The organism is Tetzosporium hominis (assembly GCF_002265435.1).
Lineage (GTDB): Bacteria > Bacillota > Bacilli > Bacillales_A > Planococcaceae > Chryseomicrobium > Chryseomicrobium hominis.
Map to the genome: position 1 here is coordinate 1 of NZ_NOKQ01000348.1, position 15,814 is coordinate 15,814.

Consider the following 15,814-nt stretch of genomic DNA (forward strand, 5'->3'; position numbering starts at 1 on the left):
CATACCGAACACGGAAGTTAAGCTCTTCAGCGCCGATGGTAGTTGGGGGTCTCCCCCTGTGAGAGTAGGACGTCGCTGGGCAACACGGAAAGAGGTCATCCCGAGAGGGATGGCCTTTTTTGTATTCTTAGATGTGGAGCCGACTGTCCAGAGACTCCGGGAAATGCCAGCGTGGACGAGGAGGCGCATTTGGCCTCATCGGCTGCGATGGCATTTGTCGTGTGTCTCTAGGAGGCGCAACTCAATTTCATTTTAGATGTGGAAGGCGTTCGCCTAGAAATGCTTCGGAGATCAGGCGTACCCATAGAGACGCACTCTGCCTCTGTGGGTGCGAATGATCTTTGAATGTATTTCTAACGCCTGCAACTCGATTACGTGTCGGTGCACAGCCAATTCTTAGGGCAAGACCTTTAATGGGGGAAGGGCCTTTCTAGCAAGGGCATATGTGGTGAAGACTGTTGGTGCAGATACTTGAAAGTGTGGCCGATATTCGAGCAACTGCGGCCGATAAGCCGCCATCTACAGCAGATAATCATTGAACTGCGGCAGATACCTGAAGATGTGACCGATATTCGGGCAACTGCGGCCCTTACGCCGCCATCTGCAGCAGATAATCAATGAACTGCGGCAGATACTTGGCGATGCGACTGAAACTCGAGCCACTGAAGTAGGTACTCCATTCTAGGTCTCGACGCAAGCGCGTCATCTACCGACGTAAAATCAATATCTGCCTCCTTAAACGTTCCATCTACCAACGATGCGCCTAGGAACGAACGAAGTCTCGACGTAAACGCGCCAACTGCCGACGTAAAATCAACAACTGTCGACGTAAACGCTCCATCTGCCGACGATTCGCATCAAAGCATCAATCACCGGCCTACTTTTTAAATCACCTCAAGTCATTTCCATAGCCACCCAATGAAAAATTCTCCTCAAATGAATGAATGCCTCAAACCCGCCCTTTCTAGAAAATCCCTTTAAAGTATCAAGTCCCTCAGATTCAGAAATCTTTAAACAGTTTGTATACCACAAATCAACAAAAAACCGCTCTCCACCGAAGTGGAGAGCAGTCTTCAAAAACTAGATTATTCGTTGATTGTTACATCACGTAGTTGGTAGATACCATCTGTACCGATATCGAAACCTTGTACGTTATCAGCTACACCAGTTAGGTACTCAGTATGAAGTAAGAACGCCATTGGAGCATCGTCAGTTAATAACTGAGCTACTTCAGCGTAGATAGCTTCACGAGCAGCTGGATCCGCTTCACGGCGACCTTGGTCAAGCAACTCGTCTACTTCTGGGTTTTCGTAGAATGAACGGTTACCTGGGTTACCTTTTTGTGAAGAGTGGAACAATGCATACATACCGTAGTCAGCGTCACCAGTTGGGTTAGACCAACCAAGAATGAACATGTCGTGCTGACCAGCAGCAGTTTGCTCTAGGTACGTACCGAACTCCATAACTTCGATTTCAACAGTAATGTTCAATTCAGCTAGAGCTTCTTGAACAAGAACTGCGATAGCTTGACGTTGTGGGTTGTCGTTTGTCCATAGAGTCGTTTCGAAGCCGTCTGCCATACCTGCTTCTTCAAGTAGAGCTTTTGCTTCGTCCATGTTGTACTCGATTGCATCGATGTCTTCTGTGTAACCGAAGATACCAGGTGCAAGTGGTCCAATCGCTGGAATACCGTAGTTGTCATAAATACCGCTGATGATTGCTTCGCGGTCAATTGCTTTAGAGATTGCTTGGCGTACTAATGGATCATCAAATGGAGCTTTTTCTGTGTTGAAACCAAGGTAAGCTAAGCTTGAAGAAGCTTTTTGGTTTACAGAAGCAACACCTGAGTTATTGATACGTTCTACTTCGTTTGGTTGTACTGGATCGATGATGTGAACGTTTCCAGTTTCAAGGTCTGCTGCACGTACTTGTGAGTCTGGAACCACGCGGAATGTAACTGAATCTACTTTCGCGCCTTCCTCACCCCAATAGTCTTCGTTCTTTACAAGTTTGATTTCAGAACCTGGGTTCCAAGATTCAAATTTGAAGAAACCAGTTCCAACTGGGTTTTGTGAAATAACAGAACCTGGATCAGAACCGCCATTTAAAGCTTCATAATCTGCTTCGATTGAAGCAGGAGATACCATACCGCCACCATTGTGAGAAAGGTGAGCTAAAAGTGGTGCAAATGGATACTCAGTTGTGATGTTGACTTCGTAGTCACTTACAACTTCAACATTTGTAATCATTTCGAATAAGAACAGTCGTGGTGATGCAACTGCTGGGTCTAAGATACGATCTAAGTTCATCTTAACGACTTCAGCATTGAATTCTTCACCATCGTGGAACATAACGCCTTCACGCAATTTGAATGACCAAGTCGTGTCATCCACTTGCTCCCATGACTCAGCAAGTCCTGGTACGATTTCGTTGTTTTCATCACGGTTAACTAGTGTTTCATAGATGTTTGCCTGAACGACTGAAGATGGCACGTCATTTGAACCTGCTGGATCAAGTGATGATGCATCTGATAGTACTGCAAGAATTAAGTCTCCGCCTTCAGCGCCTTCAGATGCAGTACCTTCAGAACCTTCAGTACCGTCCGTTTCTTCTGTTGGTTCTTCTGAAGTATTTTCAGAATCACTGCCGCCCGCACATGCTGCTAATACTAGAGCTAGCATAAGCGTCAACAGAAGGAACAAAAGCGACTTCTTGTTAATAGCCATACGTGAATTGCCCCCTATACTTTAAATGTTTTGAATATTAGAGTGAACATAATATTCAAAAAATAATATAGCACACAATAGAAAGTGAGACAAGGCAATAATTTACAATTAACCAATCTTTAAGATGGATGGATAGGCTTATACAATTTAAAAAAATAATATTTTTATGATTTTCTTGCCAATATAATACAATTTCCGGTATAGAGAAGTATATTAATATAGTTCTAATTACGAATGAATGCGCTTTCTTATGAAAATAAGCTATGTCTAATATAACATTTTTATTATCCTTATTTTCTGATTATTTATTTCCAAACGTATCTCCTAAAATTTCGAATCTAGTCAGACAAGCGTGAATCTTGTAAAATAAGCTAGTCTACGTTTTTGACAGAATAGTTAAATAAGAAAGGGTGCTTACTTCATGAGTGAAGAAACAGTGAATCATCCTGTGACTGCCAAAAAAGTGAATCCGCAGCTTGAGAGCTTCAAACAATTTTGGCGTCGACTTGCCAAAAACAAAGCGGCACTCATCGGTGGAATCATGATTCTGTTTTTTGTGATCATGGCTTTTCTTGGTCCATGGATCATTTCCACATTTACAGACTGGGAGCCTAACAAAACTAGTGTAGCAAATAAGTTACAAGGGCCATCAGCTGAACATTGGTTTGGAACAGATAGTTTTGGACGCGATATTTTTACGCGAATTGTATTTGGTATGAAATTAACTCTCTATGTTGGATTCCTATCGGTATTTGTGGGGGGAGTCATTGGAGTCGTTCTAGGGATCGTCTCTGGATACTATGGAGGGAAAGTCGATACAATCATTATGCGTTTGATGGATGTACTTCTTGCATTCCCAGGTATTCTTTTGGCGCTTGCTATCGTAGCAGTACTAGGAGGAAGTCTAACAAATGTAATTATCGCAGTTGGTATTTTCTCGGTACCTGCATTTGCGCGTATCGTGCGCGGGTCTACTCTATCCGTTAAAAAGCTAGAGTATATCGACGCTGTTAGAGCGCTCGGTGCTTCGGATTTTCGGATTATCTTTAAACATATTTTACCGAATGTCATGTCGCCGATCATCGTACAAGCCTCCTTACGTATCGCAACAGCGATTCTGACAGGAGCAGGTTTAGCCTTCCTTGGGCTGGGTGCACAGCCACCAGCACCAGAGTGGGGGGCTATGTTAAATGAAGGTCGTCAGTATATGTATGAGGCTGGACATGTTGCCTTATTCCCTGGTTTGATGATTGTTATTGTAGTGCTTGCATTTAACATCTTTGGAGATGGCGTGCGAGATGCATTAGATCCAAAAATGAAAAAATAGGGGTGATTAACGTTGACTAAATATATTATCCGAAGACTTCTTCAGACCATTCCAGTGTTAATCGGTGTAACGATTTTAGTATTCTCGTTAATGCACCTCGTACCTGGTGACGCCGCAAAAATCATTGCTGGTGAAGGCGCGTCTGATCAAACAGTAGAAAACATCCGTGAGCGATTAGGATTGAATGATCCGCTTTACGTGCAATATGGAACATTTGTAGGAAATGCAGTTCAAGGAGATTTAGGGTCTTCAATCCGTTCAGGACGTCCAGTTATGGATGAAATAGCTTCACGGTTCTGGATTACATTTGAATTAGCGTTTTATTCTACGATTGTTGCGGTATTCTTAGGTCTTATTGCGGGAATCATCTCTGCGGTACGGCATTACACCTTGACCGACGTGACCGTGATGATTGTTGCGTTATTCGGTCTTTCCATGCCAAACTTCTGGTTCGGTCTTTTACTTATTCAGTGGTTTGCCATCGGAAACTGGATGCCTGAATCGCTTGAATTTCTCAAGATGCGACCATCTGGATGGGGAGATGACTGGCGACAAGTTGTGTTACCAGTACTAACACTTGGAACAGGTGGAGCGGCGATCATTGCACGTATGACACGTTCTTCTATGCTTGAAGTTATTGGACAAGACTACATTCGTACAGCTCGTGCGAAAGGTTTGACGGAGCGCATCGTCGTTTACCGTCACGCATTGAAGAATGCTTTAATCCCAGTAGTTACAGTTGTAGGTCTTGAGTTCGGTGGATTCCTTGGAGGGGCCGTACTTACTGAGACGATTTTTGCCATCAACGGAATGGGACGTTTGACAATCGATGCGATTCGTACTCGTGACTTCCCGATGGTCCAAGGAACTGTACTTGTGATTTCTGTATTGTTCGTAGTTGTTAACTTATTAGTAGACGTTTCGTATCGCTACTTGAATAAACGTATTGATTTAAATTAGGAAGGAGTGTCTCGAGTTGATTTCAAAAGATAATGTACTTGAAGTGAGAAACCTGCAGACGTCCTTCTCTACAGATAAAGGCGAAGTACGTGCAGTAGACGGTGTGAGCTTTGATGTACCGAAAGGAAAAACAATCGGAATCGTAGGTGAATCCGGTTCTGGTAAAAGTATCACGTCGCTTTCCATCCTTCGTTTGCTTGCTGAAAACGGGAAAATCAAAGGTGGAGAGATTCGTTACAAAGGCGAAGATCTAACGAAGGTTAGTGAAAAGCGCATGCGCGAGCTTCGTGGGAACGAAATCTCGATGATTTTCCAAGAGCCGATGACGTCGTTGAATCCTGTATATACAGTAGGACAACAAATTAGTGAAGCGCTCATCTCGCACCAAGGGATGAACAAAAAGCAAGCTATGGTACGCTCGGTGGAACTTCTGAAATTAGTTGGTATTCCATCGCCGGAAAAACGCGTAAAAGCGTATCCGTTTGAACTATCAGGTGGTATGCGTCAGCGTGTCATGATTGCGATGTCACTCGCATGTGACCCGGAAATTCTGATTGCGGATGAACCAACAACAGCTCTAGATGTGACGATTCAAGCGCAAATCTTAGAGTTGATCAAAGAACTTCAAGAGCGCCTGGGGATGTCTGTTATTTTCATCACACACGATCTAGGTGTTGTAGCGGAGACATGTGATTATGTAGCAGTTATGTATGCGGGCCAAGTAGTGGAGTACTCGGATATTCGGACGCTCTTTAAACAACCGAAGCATCCTTACTCGATTGGTCTATTGAACTCACTGCCTCGTCATGATATCGACCAAGAAAAACTCGTGCCGATCAAAGGAAATGTACCAAGTCCGCACGAGATGCCAACAGGCTGTCGTTTTGCTCCACGTTGTCCTGCAGCTACTGATTTGTGCCGCTCTAAGATGCCGGAACTGATGACAGATGACTCGGGCAACCAAATCCGCTGCTGGATTTACTCAGACGAGTGGCCAGGTGAGAAGGAGGTAAACGTTTATGGCGAAACAAGAATTGCTAAAGGTTGAAGGCCTGAAACAATACTTCCCGATTAAAGGTGGATTTTTAGGCCGAACAGTCAACCATGTAAAAGCAGTAGACGATATCAGCTTTACGATTTATGAAGGTGAGACGGTTAGTATCGTAGGAGAATCTGGTTGTGGAAAATCCACAACAGGTCGTTCAATCTTGCGTCTTGAAGAACCGACGGAAGGAAAAGTCGAGTTCCAAGGAGTAGACCTAGCAACTATCAGCAAGCGTCAAATGCGTGATTACCGCAAAGATTTGCAGATCATTTTCCAAGATCCGTATGCATCCATTAATCCACGCCAAACTGTGGCGTCGGTATTAAATGAAGCAATGGAAATTCAGAATGTCTTGCCGGCAAACAAACGCCGTGAGCGTATTGAAGAGTTACTAGAAACTGTGGGACTTCTTCCGTATCAAGCGGACCGTTTCCCACATGAGTTTTCTGGAGGACAGCGTCAGCGTATTGGGATTGCACGAGCGCTTTCTGTAAATCCGAAACTTATCATCTGTGATGAAGCCGTCTCAGCACTGGACGTTTCGATTCAGGCTCAAGTGTTGAACCTATTAGAAGATCTTCAGGAACAGTACAACTTGACGTATCTGTTCATTTCTCATGACTTAGGTGTGGTTCGTCACATTTCAGATCGTATCATTGTTATGTATCTCGGAAAAATTGTGGAGATTGCAGATAAGCATAGCTTGTTTGAAAATCCACAACATCCGTATACAAAAGCATTGTTGTCTGCCATTCCAGTACCAGACCCGGATAAGAAGAAAGAACGTATTGTATTGAAAGGGGACGTTCCGTCTCCAATCGATCCTCCAGCGGGCTGCCGCTTCCACACACGCTGTCCTTTTGCGACAGACAAGTGCCGGACGGAAGAGCCGAAACTTCGCACTTCAGATTTGATGAAGGAAGGTCACGAAGCGGCGTGTCACTACATGGAAGAGATTTCTGCTGGAGCCATGCAACCAAATTATTAAGTAGTGAAGCCTCGCCCTCTGGGTGGGGCTTTTTTGGTATACTCATCAGGTGAGGTGTTTGTATGAAAAAACAATGGATGGCAGTTGAAGAAGGCGAAACAATCGGAGAGGCCTACGAACGACTGCAAAACAGTGGATTTCAAATTGTTGGTCGCCGTGAAATGCCGGTATTTGAAGAAGTGAACGGACAACCGGTGCCACTACGCCAACAGATTGAATTTTGTGTGATTCGTCCAAAAGACGAACAATGAATTGTCAGAAAAATTTAATGTTCGGTTATTGGGTTGACTCGAGCGAGAATGCCTGCTAAACTAGCGTTAGATTGATGAATAGATTTCCCCATATATGCTTAAGAATTGGCTTAAGTGTCTCTACCATGTCACCGTAAATGACAGGACTATGCGGGAAAGCGGCTTTTGATGTTTCGAGCAGGAAAGGTGTGTTTACTGATGGGTAAATACGTGGATCCTCATGAATTCCTCAAATAGTCTGCTTTCGTGCGTATGTCCGAAGCAGATTATTTGGGGAATTTTTGTTTTCACAAGACCGAATGAAAAGGCGGGAACTCATACATGACAGCAAAAGTTGGCGTTATCATGGGAAGCACAAGCGATTGGGAGACTATGAAACAGGCATGTGACATCTTAGAAGAGCTTTCGATTCCTTATGAAAAGAAAGTCGTATCGGCTCACCGGACACCGGACCTGATGTTTGATTACGCGGAACAAGCACGTGCTCGTGGTATTCAAGTCATTATTGCAGGAGCAGGTGGAGCAGCACACTTACCAGGAATGGTAGCCGCAAAGACGACACTTCCAGTCATTGGAGTACCGGTACAGTCCAAAGCACTGAATGGACTTGATTCGTTATTATCAATCGTTCAGATGCCAGGAGGAGTTCCTGTGGCGACGGTTGCCATTGGGAAAGCTGGAGCAACAAATGCTGGGCTTCTAGCGGCACAGATTCTTGGATCTACAGATGCTTTGGTCGCTGAGCGCCTTGAAGAGCGACGTGAGAAGACACGTCAGCTCGTCGAAGAAAGTTCAGGTGACCTGCTATGAGCAAAGTCATTTATCCAGGACAAACCATCGGCATCATCGGCGGCGGACAACTTGGCAGAATGATGGCTCTCGCGGCGAAAGAAGCAGGATTTCGAGTGGCCGTTTTAGATCCCGCAATGGATTCTCCTTGTGGCCAAGTGGCAGACATCCGCATCGTTGCAGGCTATGAAGACCAAGAGGCGTTAGCAGAGCTAGCTGAAGTGAGTGATGTTATCACGTATGAATTTGAGAACATCGATTACGCTGGTCTAAAAAAAGTGATGGAATATGCGTATGTTCCACAAGGGGCAGAGCTGATTCGCATCACACAAGACCGTCGAATTGAAAAAACTGAAATTGAAAAAGCGGGGGTTCCGGTTGCACCGTTTACAATCGTAGAAACGGTCGAAGATCTGCACCGAGGCATTGAACAGCTTGGGTATCCTGTGATCTTAAAAACAGCTCGTGGTGGTTACGATGGTAAAGGGCAATTGAAGCTCACCTCGGAAGAGGACTTGCACGAAGCCCAAAAGATTGTAGAGAGCGTTCCTTGCGTACTAGAGAAAATCATTCCATTCACGACTGAAATTTCAACAATCATCCATCGAAATGCCGCAGGTGAAAGTTACATCCTGCCAATTGCCGAAAATATTCATGTCAATCATATCTTGCATCAAAGTATCGTCCCGGCGCGTGTCACAAACGCCATCGAGAAAAAAGCAGAACTAGCAGCGAAAGCAATCGCCGAGCATTTAGATCTGATCGGAACACTTGCTGTCGAGATGTTCGTTGTCGAAGAAGATTTGATTATCAACGAACTGGCACCTCGTCCGCACAACTCTGGACACTACTCGATTGAAGCCTGCAATGTCTCGCAGTTTCACCAGCATATCCGTGCTATCTGCGGCTGGCCGTTAAGAAAGCCAAGATTGTGGGAGTCTTCGGTGATGGTGAACTTACTCGGGCAACATGTTGTTCCAGCAACGAACCAACTGGCCAAACATCCAGAATGGTCGCTGCATCTTTATGGCAAACACGAAGCTAAAGAAAATCGCAAGATGGGACACATCACTATCATGACAGATGATATGGAACGAACCTTGTTTGAATTAGAAGAGACCACGATTTGGTCCTAGGAGGAAACTAGATGATTGAACGCTATACACGTCCCGAGATGGGCAACATTTGGACAGAACAAAACAAATACGAAGCTTGGTTAGAAGTGGAAATCTTAGCATGCGAAGCATGGGCAGAGCTTGGTGAAATCCCGAAAGAAGACGTCAAAGTCTTGCGCGAGAACGCTACCTTTTCAGTAGACCGTATTCTAGAGATTGAAGAAGAGACACGCCACGACGTAGTAGCTTTCACACGTGCCGTATCCGAGACACTTGGTGAAGAGAAGAAATGGGTGCATTATGGCTTAACTTCTACAGATGTAGTGGACACAGCTCTTTCCTACTTGATCAAACAAGCCAATGTCATCTTACGCCGCGACATCGAAAACTTCATTGAAATCTTGGCTGTCAAAGCAAAAGAACACAAATACACAGTCATGATGGGTCGCACACACGGTGTCCATGCGGAGCCGACAACTTTCGGTTTGAAGCTTGCGTTATGGCGCGAGGAAATGAAACGCAATCTAGAGCGCTTTGAAGCAGCTGCTAAAGTGATTGAAACTGGAAAGCTTTCTGGTGCTGTAGGAACGTATGCGAACATCGACCCGTTCGTCGAAAGCTATGTATGTGAAAAACTAGGACTTCAGGCAGCGCCGATCTCAACTCAAACATTACAGCGTGATCGTCACGCTCAGTACATCAGCACGATTGCCTTGATTGGTGCTTCGATCGAGAAGTTCGCAACGGAAATTCGTGGTCTTCAAAAATCAGAGACTCGTGAAGTGGAAGAATTCTTCGCAAAAGGTCAAAAAGGCTCATCTGCGATGCCTCATAAACGCAACCCGATCGGTTCTGAAAATATGACGGGCCTTGCACGTCTTCTTCGCGGTCACATGGTAACAGCAATGGAAAACGTAGCATTGTGGCACGAGCGCGATATCTCTCATTCATCAGCAGAGCGCGTCATTCTTCCAGATGCGACAATCACTCTAAACTACATGTTGAACCGTTTCGGTAACATCGTGAAAAACTTGACGGTGTTCCCAGAGAATATGAAACGCAACATGGATTCGACACTTGGTTTGATTTACTCACAACGCGTGTTGCTTGCGCTTATCGATAAAGGCATGTCTCGTGAAGCAGCTTATGATACGGTGCAGCCACTGGCTATGGAAGCTTGGGAGACACAGTCTCACTTCAAGCCACTCGTGCAAGGAAATGAAACGATTTCAAGCAAGTTATCAGCTGCAGAAATTGACGATTGCTTCGATTACAACTACCACATTCAGCAAGTAGATGCGATTTTTGAGCGTGTCGGCTTAACCAACTAGGAGGGTTTTTCGTGCAAAAAGGTGCTCTAGTTTATGAAGGGAAAGCAAAACAGCTTTTCTTAACTCCGGATCCTGAGGTCCTATATGTCCAGTATAAAAACAGTGCTACAGCGTTCAATGGCGAGAAGAAAGAAGAGATTGAAGGCAAGGCACAGCTCAACAACCAGATAACGGCGCTGTTATTCGAAAGACTGAAAGAGCAAGGAATTCCTTCTCACTTCATCGAGCAGTTGTCTCCGACCGAGCAACTAGTTCGTAAAGTGGATATCATTCCACTCGAAGTCGTCGTCCGTAACATTGCAGCAGGGAGCCTGGCAAAGCGTCTTGGATTTGATGAAGGCCAGCCACTTACGCAGCCGCTCGTGGAATTCTATTACAAAGACGATGCGCTTGGTGATCCACTGTTGACAGATGCGCATATTGCCCTACTGGAGCTCGTTTCAGAAAGTGAAAAACAGACACTAGAGCACTTGGCACGACAAATCAACACCGCTCTTCAAGAAACTTTTGATTCTATCGGAGTCACTTTGGTCGATTTCAAAGTGGAATTTGGCCGCACGGCAGACGGTGAGATCCTGCTTGCAGATGAAATTTCACCAGACACATGCCGTTTATGGGACAAAGAGACGAATCAGAAATTAGATAAAGATGTTTTCAGACGCAACTTAGGTAATTTAACAGACGGCTATTCCATTATTCTTTCTCGACTAGGAGGCAATTCTCAATGAAAAAAGTAAATGTCTATGTCACGTTACGTGAAAGTGTTCTTGATCCACAAGGTTCTGCAGTCAAAGGTGCTCTCCATGCAATGGATTACACGGAAGTTCAAGATGTCCGTATTGGAAAGTTTTTAGAACTTCAAATTGAAGAAGGTACACGTGATTTAGATCAAGTCGTAAAAGAGATGTGTGAACGCTTGCTTACGAACACGGTCATTGAGGATTACCGCTACGAGATTGAGGAGGCGGTCTCGCAATGAAATTTGCAGTGATCCAGTTCCCAGGATCCAACTGTGATCTTGATATGTATCATGCTATCAAAGACGAGCTTGGCCAAGATGTCGAGTATGTGTGGCATGATAAAGCGGATCTCAGTGGATTCGATGCGATTTTATTGCCAGGGGGCTTCTCTTATGGAGATTACCTACGATGCGGCGCTATCGCCCAGTTTTCAAATATCATGGCAGAAGTGAAACAAGCAGCAGCAGCAGGAAAACCAATTCTCGGTGTCTGCAATGGCTTCCAAGTATTGACGGAAGCACGTCTATTACCAGGTGCTTTGCTTCGCAACAAGAACTTGAAGTTCATTTGCCGCACGGTAGAACTTGAAGTCGTGAACAATGACACGATGTTCACAGCAGAGTACGAAAAAGGGCAACACATCCAGATTCCAATTGCGCACGGCGAAGGCAACTATTTCTGTGATGACGAGACAGCGAAACAACTAGAAGCGAACAACCAGATCGTTTTTAAGTATACAGGCGAAGGTCCAAACGGTTCGGTTTCCAATATTGCAGGAATCATCAATGAACAAGGGAATGTCCTTGGCATGATGCCTCACCCAGAGCGTGCAGTTCATGAAGTCATGGGTGGTACAGACGGGTTAGCGTTGTTCCGATCAATCTTAAAACAGTGGAGGGAATCCCATGTCAGTCATGCTTGAACCATCAGCTGAACAAGTGAAAGAAATGAAGCTTTACGCCCAAATGGGGATGTCAGACGAAGAGTTTGAGCTGGCAACGTCGATTCTTGGACGCACACCGAACTATACAGAGACAGGTTTGTTCTCGGTCATGTGGTCTGAGCACTGTTCGTATAAAAATTCAAAACCAGTCCTTCGCAAGTTCCCAACAACGGGCCCTCAAGTGTTACAAGGTCCAGGAGAAGGCGCAGGGATCGTAGATATTGGAGATGGCCAAGCGGTTGTCTTCAAAATGGAATCTCACAACCACCCATCTGCTATCGAACCGTACCAAGGGGCAGCTACAGGTGTGGGCGGTATCATCCGTGATGTGTTCTCGATGGGAGCACGTCCGATCGCACTTCTCAACTCTCTTCGTTTCGGAGAGCTCAAGACGCCTCGCGTGAAGTACTTGTTCGAAGAAGTCGTTGCAGGGATTGCAGGTTACGGAAACTGTATCGGGATTCCGACTGTCGGAGGCGAGATCCAGTTTGACCCTTGTTATGAAGGAAATCCTCTTGTAAACGCTATGGCTGTTGGACTGATCAATCACGAAGACATTCAGCGCGGGATTGCTGCTGGAGTAGGAAACACAGTACTCTATGCGGGTGCTAAAACTGGACGTGACGGAATTCACGGAGCGACATTTGCTTCTGAAGAGTTGAACGAAGAGTCTGAGAAGAAACGTCCGGCGGTTCAAGTGGGCGATCCATTCATGGAGAAACTGTTACTAGAAGCGTGCCTAGAAGTTATAAAGTCAGACGCTCTTGTCGGTATTCAAGATATGGGAGCAGCTGGACTGACGTCTTCTTCTGCAGAGATGGCTTCAAAAGCAGGGTACGGAATCGAGATGCACCTTGACCGCGTTCCACAACGCGAGACAGGAATGACTGCATATGAAATGATGCTGTCTGAGTCTCAAGAGCGCATGTTGCTGGTCGTGAAAAAAGGTCGTGAACAAGAAATCGTCGAGATCTTCGAGAAGTACGACTTAGATTGTGTAGCTGTCGGTCAAGTTACGGATGACAAGATGCTTCGTTTGATCCACCACGGTGAAGTCGTTGCAGAAGTGCCAGCCGATGCGCTTGCTGAAGAAGCACCGGTCTATTACAAACCGAAACAAGAGCCTGCTTACTTTAAGAAGTTCCAGGAGCAAGAAAATGCAGAACCACAAGTAGAAGATGTCGGACAGACATTGACGAACTTATTGTCTCAACCGACGATTGCTTCTAAAGAGTGGGTTTATGATCAATACGATTACCAAGTACGTACGTCAACAGTCGTTACTCCAGGATCAGACGCAGCAGTTGTTCGCGTTCGCGGTACCAACAAAGCGCTTGCGATGACTACGGACTGTAACTCTCGTTACATTTACCTAGACCCAGTTACCGGAGGCAAGATTGCAGTTGCTGAAGCAGCACGCAATATCGTCTGTTCTGGAGGAAAGCCACTGGCTATCACGGACTGCTTAAACTTCGGGAATCCGGAGAATCCAGAAATCTTCTGGCAGTTAGATCAATCAGCAGAAGGTATTTCAGCAGCGTGTCTAGCACTTGATGCGCCAGTTATTGGTGGAAACGTATCGCTATATAACGAACGCAGCGGAACCGCTGTCTACCCAACTCCGACAATCGGGATGGTTGGTCTCGTTCAAGAATTAGAACATGTGACTACACAATATGCAAAACAAGCAGGAGACCTCGTTTACATCATCGGAGACACGATGACTGAATTTGGCGGTTCTGAACTTCAAAAATTAGTGGACGGTGCGATTTCTGGTCAAGCTCCAACAATTGATTTAGATATCGAAGCACGCCGTCAACATCAACTACTTACTGCTATTCGTTCAGGTTTAGTCGCTTCTGCTCATGACGTGTCAGAAGGCGGAATGAGTGTTGCGCTAGCTGAAGTCGTTTTCGGAACAGAATTAGGCTTAGATGTAACTCTAGAAGGGTCTGCAGTTACAGCACTATTTAGTGAATCTCAATCACGTTTTGTCGTTACGGTTTCTCCAGAGCACGCAGAAGACTTTGAAGCGGCGATGCCAGAAGCGAAGCGTGCAGGTGTTATTACAGCATCTCCATCTTATACGGTGAAATCTACTACGGGTGAGGTCTGGATCGACCAACCAGTAGCCGAGCTGTTTGCAGCTTGGAAAGGAGCTATTCCATGCTTACTGAACTCAGAGGACTAAATGAAGAGTGTGGCGTATTTGGCGTGTGGGGTCATCATGACCCTGCACCCATGTGCTATTACGGGCTACATGCCCTCCAACACCGTGGGCAAGAAGGTGCTGGAATCGTAGCAACTGACGGAGAATTCTTACGTGCTGTTCGCGGCGAAGGACTCGTCAATGATGTGTTTGATGAAACGAAACTTAAAGCTTTGCAAGGAAAAGCTGCCATCTCGCATGTACGTTACGCCACTGCGGGTGGCTCCGGTCTTGCTAACGTGCAACCTTTGCTATTCAATTCCACAACAGGGTCTCTAGCAATTGCTCATAACGGCAATATCGTTAACGCCACCGATTTGAAACGCAGTCTAGAGCGTCAAGGGAGTATCTTCCAAACAACGTCTGATACAGAAGTATTGGCACACTTGATCAAACGCAGTCATTTGCAGTCGTTTGAAGAGCGCGCTAAGCAGGCTCTGCGCTTACTTAAAGGAGCATTTGCTTTCTTGATTTTGACGGAAGACTTTTTAATGGTCGCACAAGACCCAAACGGGATGCGTCCTCTTTCACTTGGAAGATTGAACGGTGGCTTTGTCGTCGCATCGGAAACGAGCGCGTTCGATTTGATTGGAGCAGAAGTCTTGCGTTCGGTTGAACCTGGAGAAATGTTGATCATTGATGATACAGGTGTCCGCTCGTCGTTCTATACAGAAGAGCGTGGACGTGCAATCTGTTCTATGGAATATATCTACTTCTCTCGTCCGGATTCGGATATTGACGGTATCAACATTCATACGGCTCGTAAGCGCCTCGGCATCCAGCTCGCAAAAGAGATTCAAGTTGAAGCAGACATTGTTACTGGTGTACCAGATTCTAGTATTTCTGCAGCCATCGGATTCTCCGAGCAAACGGGAATTCCATACGAGATGGGATTAATCAAAAATCGTTATGTAGGTCGGACGTTTATTCAGCCTTCTCAAGAACTTCGCGAACGTGGCGTGAAAATGAAGTTATCTCCAGTTCGCCAAGTCGTTCAAGGAAAACGTGTCGTCATGGTGGATGACTCAATCGTCCGTGGTACAACCTCCAGGCGTATCGTCAATATGCTGAAAGAAGCGGGAGCAAAAGAAGTTCACGTGGTTATTAGCTCACCGCCGCTTAAAAATCCATGTTTCTATGGAATCGATATCAGCTCGGATTCGGAGCTTATTGCAGCGAATCATTCGATTGAAGAGATGCGCGACATCATTGGAGCAGACTCGCTGTCATTCTTATCTGTAGAAGGTTTATTACAAGCTGTGGGCCGCTCACCAGAGTATAAGAACTGTGGCCAATGTCTCGCTTGTTTTACAGGAGAATACCCGACATCAATCTATTCCGATACAAAACTACCTCATGAAAAAGAATTTGTGCGCTAGGAGGCCCTACC

General features: G+C 45.5%; 14 protein-coding genes, 1 rRNA gene and 1 riboswitch. Of the genes, 14 read left to right on the forward strand and 1 reads right to left on the reverse strand.

The window, feature by feature from the left end:
- Positions 1-81, forward strand: a 5S ribosomal RNA gene (rrf, locus tag CF394_RS14755); the annotation flags it as partial.
- Positions 82-1,085: 1,004 nt separating this feature from the next.
- Here rrf and CF394_RS14760 read toward each other — a convergent pair.
- On the reverse strand, positions 1,086-2,726 hold the full coding sequence (locus CF394_RS14760) for a glutathione ABC transporter substrate-binding protein (protein ID WP_094944630.1): 1,641 nt from the start codon (positions 2,724-2,726) through the stop codon (positions 1,086-1,088).
- Between the two features lie 421 nt (positions 2,727-3,147).
- Between CF394_RS14760 and nikC the strand changes: the two genes are divergently transcribed.
- The 13 genes from nikC (at position 3,148) to purF (ending at position 15,803) form a co-directional block, all read left to right on the forward strand.
- Positions 3,148-4,053, forward strand: a complete 906-nt coding sequence (gene nikC, locus CF394_RS14765; protein ID WP_094944632.1) for a nickel transporter permease — start codon at positions 3,148-3,150, stop codon at positions 4,051-4,053.
- Positions 4,054-4,065: 12 nt separating this feature from the next.
- Positions 4,066-5,013, forward strand: a complete 948-nt coding sequence (locus tag CF394_RS14770) for an ABC transporter permease (protein WP_094944633.1) — start codon at positions 4,066-4,068, stop codon at positions 5,011-5,013.
- A 19-nt stretch (positions 5,014-5,032) separates the two neighbouring features.
- Positions 5,033-6,061: an ABC transporter ATP-binding protein gene (locus tag CF394_RS14775; RefSeq protein ID WP_094944800.1), complete on the forward strand. Its 1,029-nt coding sequence runs from the start codon at positions 5,033-5,035 to the stop codon at positions 6,059-6,061.
- Positions 6,033-7,046, forward strand: coding sequence for an ABC transporter ATP-binding protein (locus CF394_RS14780; RefSeq protein WP_094944635.1), 1,014 nt, complete (start codon positions 6,033-6,035; stop codon positions 7,044-7,046). Before CF394_RS14775 ends, CF394_RS14780 begins: the two co-directional genes overlap by 29 nt.
- 62 nt (positions 7,047-7,108) lie before the next feature.
- Positions 7,109-7,297: an NETI motif-containing protein gene (locus tag CF394_RS14785; protein WP_094944636.1), complete on the forward strand. Its 189-nt coding sequence runs from the start codon at positions 7,109-7,111 to the stop codon at positions 7,295-7,297.
- Between the two features lie 68 nt (positions 7,298-7,365).
- A riboswitch (purine riboswitch) is annotated at positions 7,366-7,466 on the forward strand.
- A gap of 152 nt (positions 7,467-7,618) precedes the next feature.
- Positions 7,619-8,107 carry a 5-(carboxyamino)imidazole ribonucleotide mutase gene (gene purE, locus CF394_RS14790; RefSeq protein WP_094944638.1) on the forward strand — a complete coding sequence of 163 codons (489 nt, stop codon included), beginning with the start codon at positions 7,619-7,621 and terminating at the stop codon, positions 8,105-8,107.
- On the forward strand, positions 8,104-9,222 hold the full coding sequence (gene purK, locus CF394_RS14795) for a 5-(carboxyamino)imidazole ribonucleotide synthase (protein WP_094944640.1): 1,119 nt from the start codon (positions 8,104-8,106) through the stop codon (positions 9,220-9,222). The genes purE and purK overlap by 4 nt, the downstream gene beginning before the upstream one ends.
- A gap of 11 nt (positions 9,223-9,233) precedes the next feature.
- Entirely contained in the window at positions 9,234-10,532 is a 1,299-nt protein-coding gene (gene purB / locus CF394_RS14800; protein ID WP_094944641.1) for an adenylosuccinate lyase, read from the forward strand.
- A gap of 11 nt (positions 10,533-10,543) precedes the next feature.
- Positions 10,544-11,260 (forward strand): phosphoribosylaminoimidazolesuccinocarboxamide synthase, encoded by a 717-nt coding sequence (purC, locus tag CF394_RS14805; RefSeq protein WP_094944643.1) that lies wholly within the window; start codon positions 10,544-10,546, stop codon positions 11,258-11,260.
- On the forward strand, positions 11,257-11,511 hold the full coding sequence (gene purS, locus CF394_RS14810) for a phosphoribosylformylglycinamidine synthase subunit PurS (RefSeq protein WP_094944644.1): 255 nt from the start codon (positions 11,257-11,259) through the stop codon (positions 11,509-11,511). The genes purC and purS overlap by 4 nt, the downstream gene beginning before the upstream one ends.
- Positions 11,508-12,194 carry a phosphoribosylformylglycinamidine synthase subunit PurQ gene (purQ, locus tag CF394_RS14815; protein WP_094944646.1) on the forward strand — a complete coding sequence of 229 codons (687 nt, stop codon included), beginning with the start codon at positions 11,508-11,510 and terminating at the stop codon, positions 12,192-12,194. The genes purS and purQ overlap by 4 nt, the downstream gene beginning before the upstream one ends.
- Positions 12,178-14,406, forward strand: coding sequence for a phosphoribosylformylglycinamidine synthase subunit PurL (purL, locus tag CF394_RS14820; RefSeq protein WP_094944647.1), 2,229 nt, complete (start codon positions 12,178-12,180; stop codon positions 14,404-14,406). Before purQ ends, purL begins: the two co-directional genes overlap by 17 nt.
- Positions 14,382-15,803: an amidophosphoribosyltransferase gene (gene purF, locus CF394_RS14825; protein WP_094944648.1), complete on the forward strand. Its 1,422-nt coding sequence runs from the start codon at positions 14,382-14,384 to the stop codon at positions 15,801-15,803. Before purL ends, purF begins: the two co-directional genes overlap by 25 nt.
- The last annotated feature ends 11 nt before the right edge of the window (positions 15,804-15,814 follow it).

What these genes read in the sequence shown, in the direction of transcription:
- purK (WP_094944640.1), top strand. Translation starts at nt 8,104, where the DNA reads ATGAGCAAAGTCATTTATCCAGGACAAACCATCGGCATCATCGGCGGC.
- purL (WP_094944647.1), top strand. Translation starts at nt 12,178, where the DNA reads ATGTCAGTCATGCTTGAACCATCAGCTGAACAAGTGAAAGAAATGAAG.
- purE (WP_094944638.1), top strand. Translation starts at nt 7,619, where the DNA reads ATGACAGCAAAAGTTGGCGTTATCATGGGAAGCACAAGCGATTGGGAG.
- CF394_RS14760 (WP_094944630.1), bottom strand. Translation starts at nt 2,726, where the DNA reads ATGGCTATTAACAAGAAGTCGCTTTTGTTCCTTCTGTTGACGCTTATG.
- purS (WP_094944644.1), top strand. Translation starts at nt 11,257, where the DNA reads ATGAAAAAAGTAAATGTCTATGTCACGTTACGTGAAAGTGTTCTTGAT.
- purB (WP_094944641.1), top strand. Translation starts at nt 9,234, where the DNA reads ATGATTGAACGCTATACACGTCCCGAGATGGGCAACATTTGGACAGAA.
- CF394_RS14780 (WP_094944635.1), top strand. Translation starts at nt 6,033, where the DNA reads ATGGCGAAACAAGAATTGCTAAAGGTTGAAGGCCTGAAACAATACTTC.
- nikC (WP_094944632.1), top strand. Translation starts at nt 3,148, where the DNA reads ATGAGTGAAGAAACAGTGAATCATCCTGTGACTGCCAAAAAAGTGAAT.
- CF394_RS14785 (WP_094944636.1), top strand. Translation starts at nt 7,109, where the DNA reads ATGAAAAAACAATGGATGGCAGTTGAAGAAGGCGAAACAATCGGAGAG.
- purQ (WP_094944646.1), top strand. Translation starts at nt 11,508, where the DNA reads ATGAAATTTGCAGTGATCCAGTTCCCAGGATCCAACTGTGATCTTGAT.
- purF (WP_094944648.1), top strand. Translation starts at nt 14,382, where the DNA reads ATGCTTACTGAACTCAGAGGACTAAATGAAGAGTGTGGCGTATTTGGC.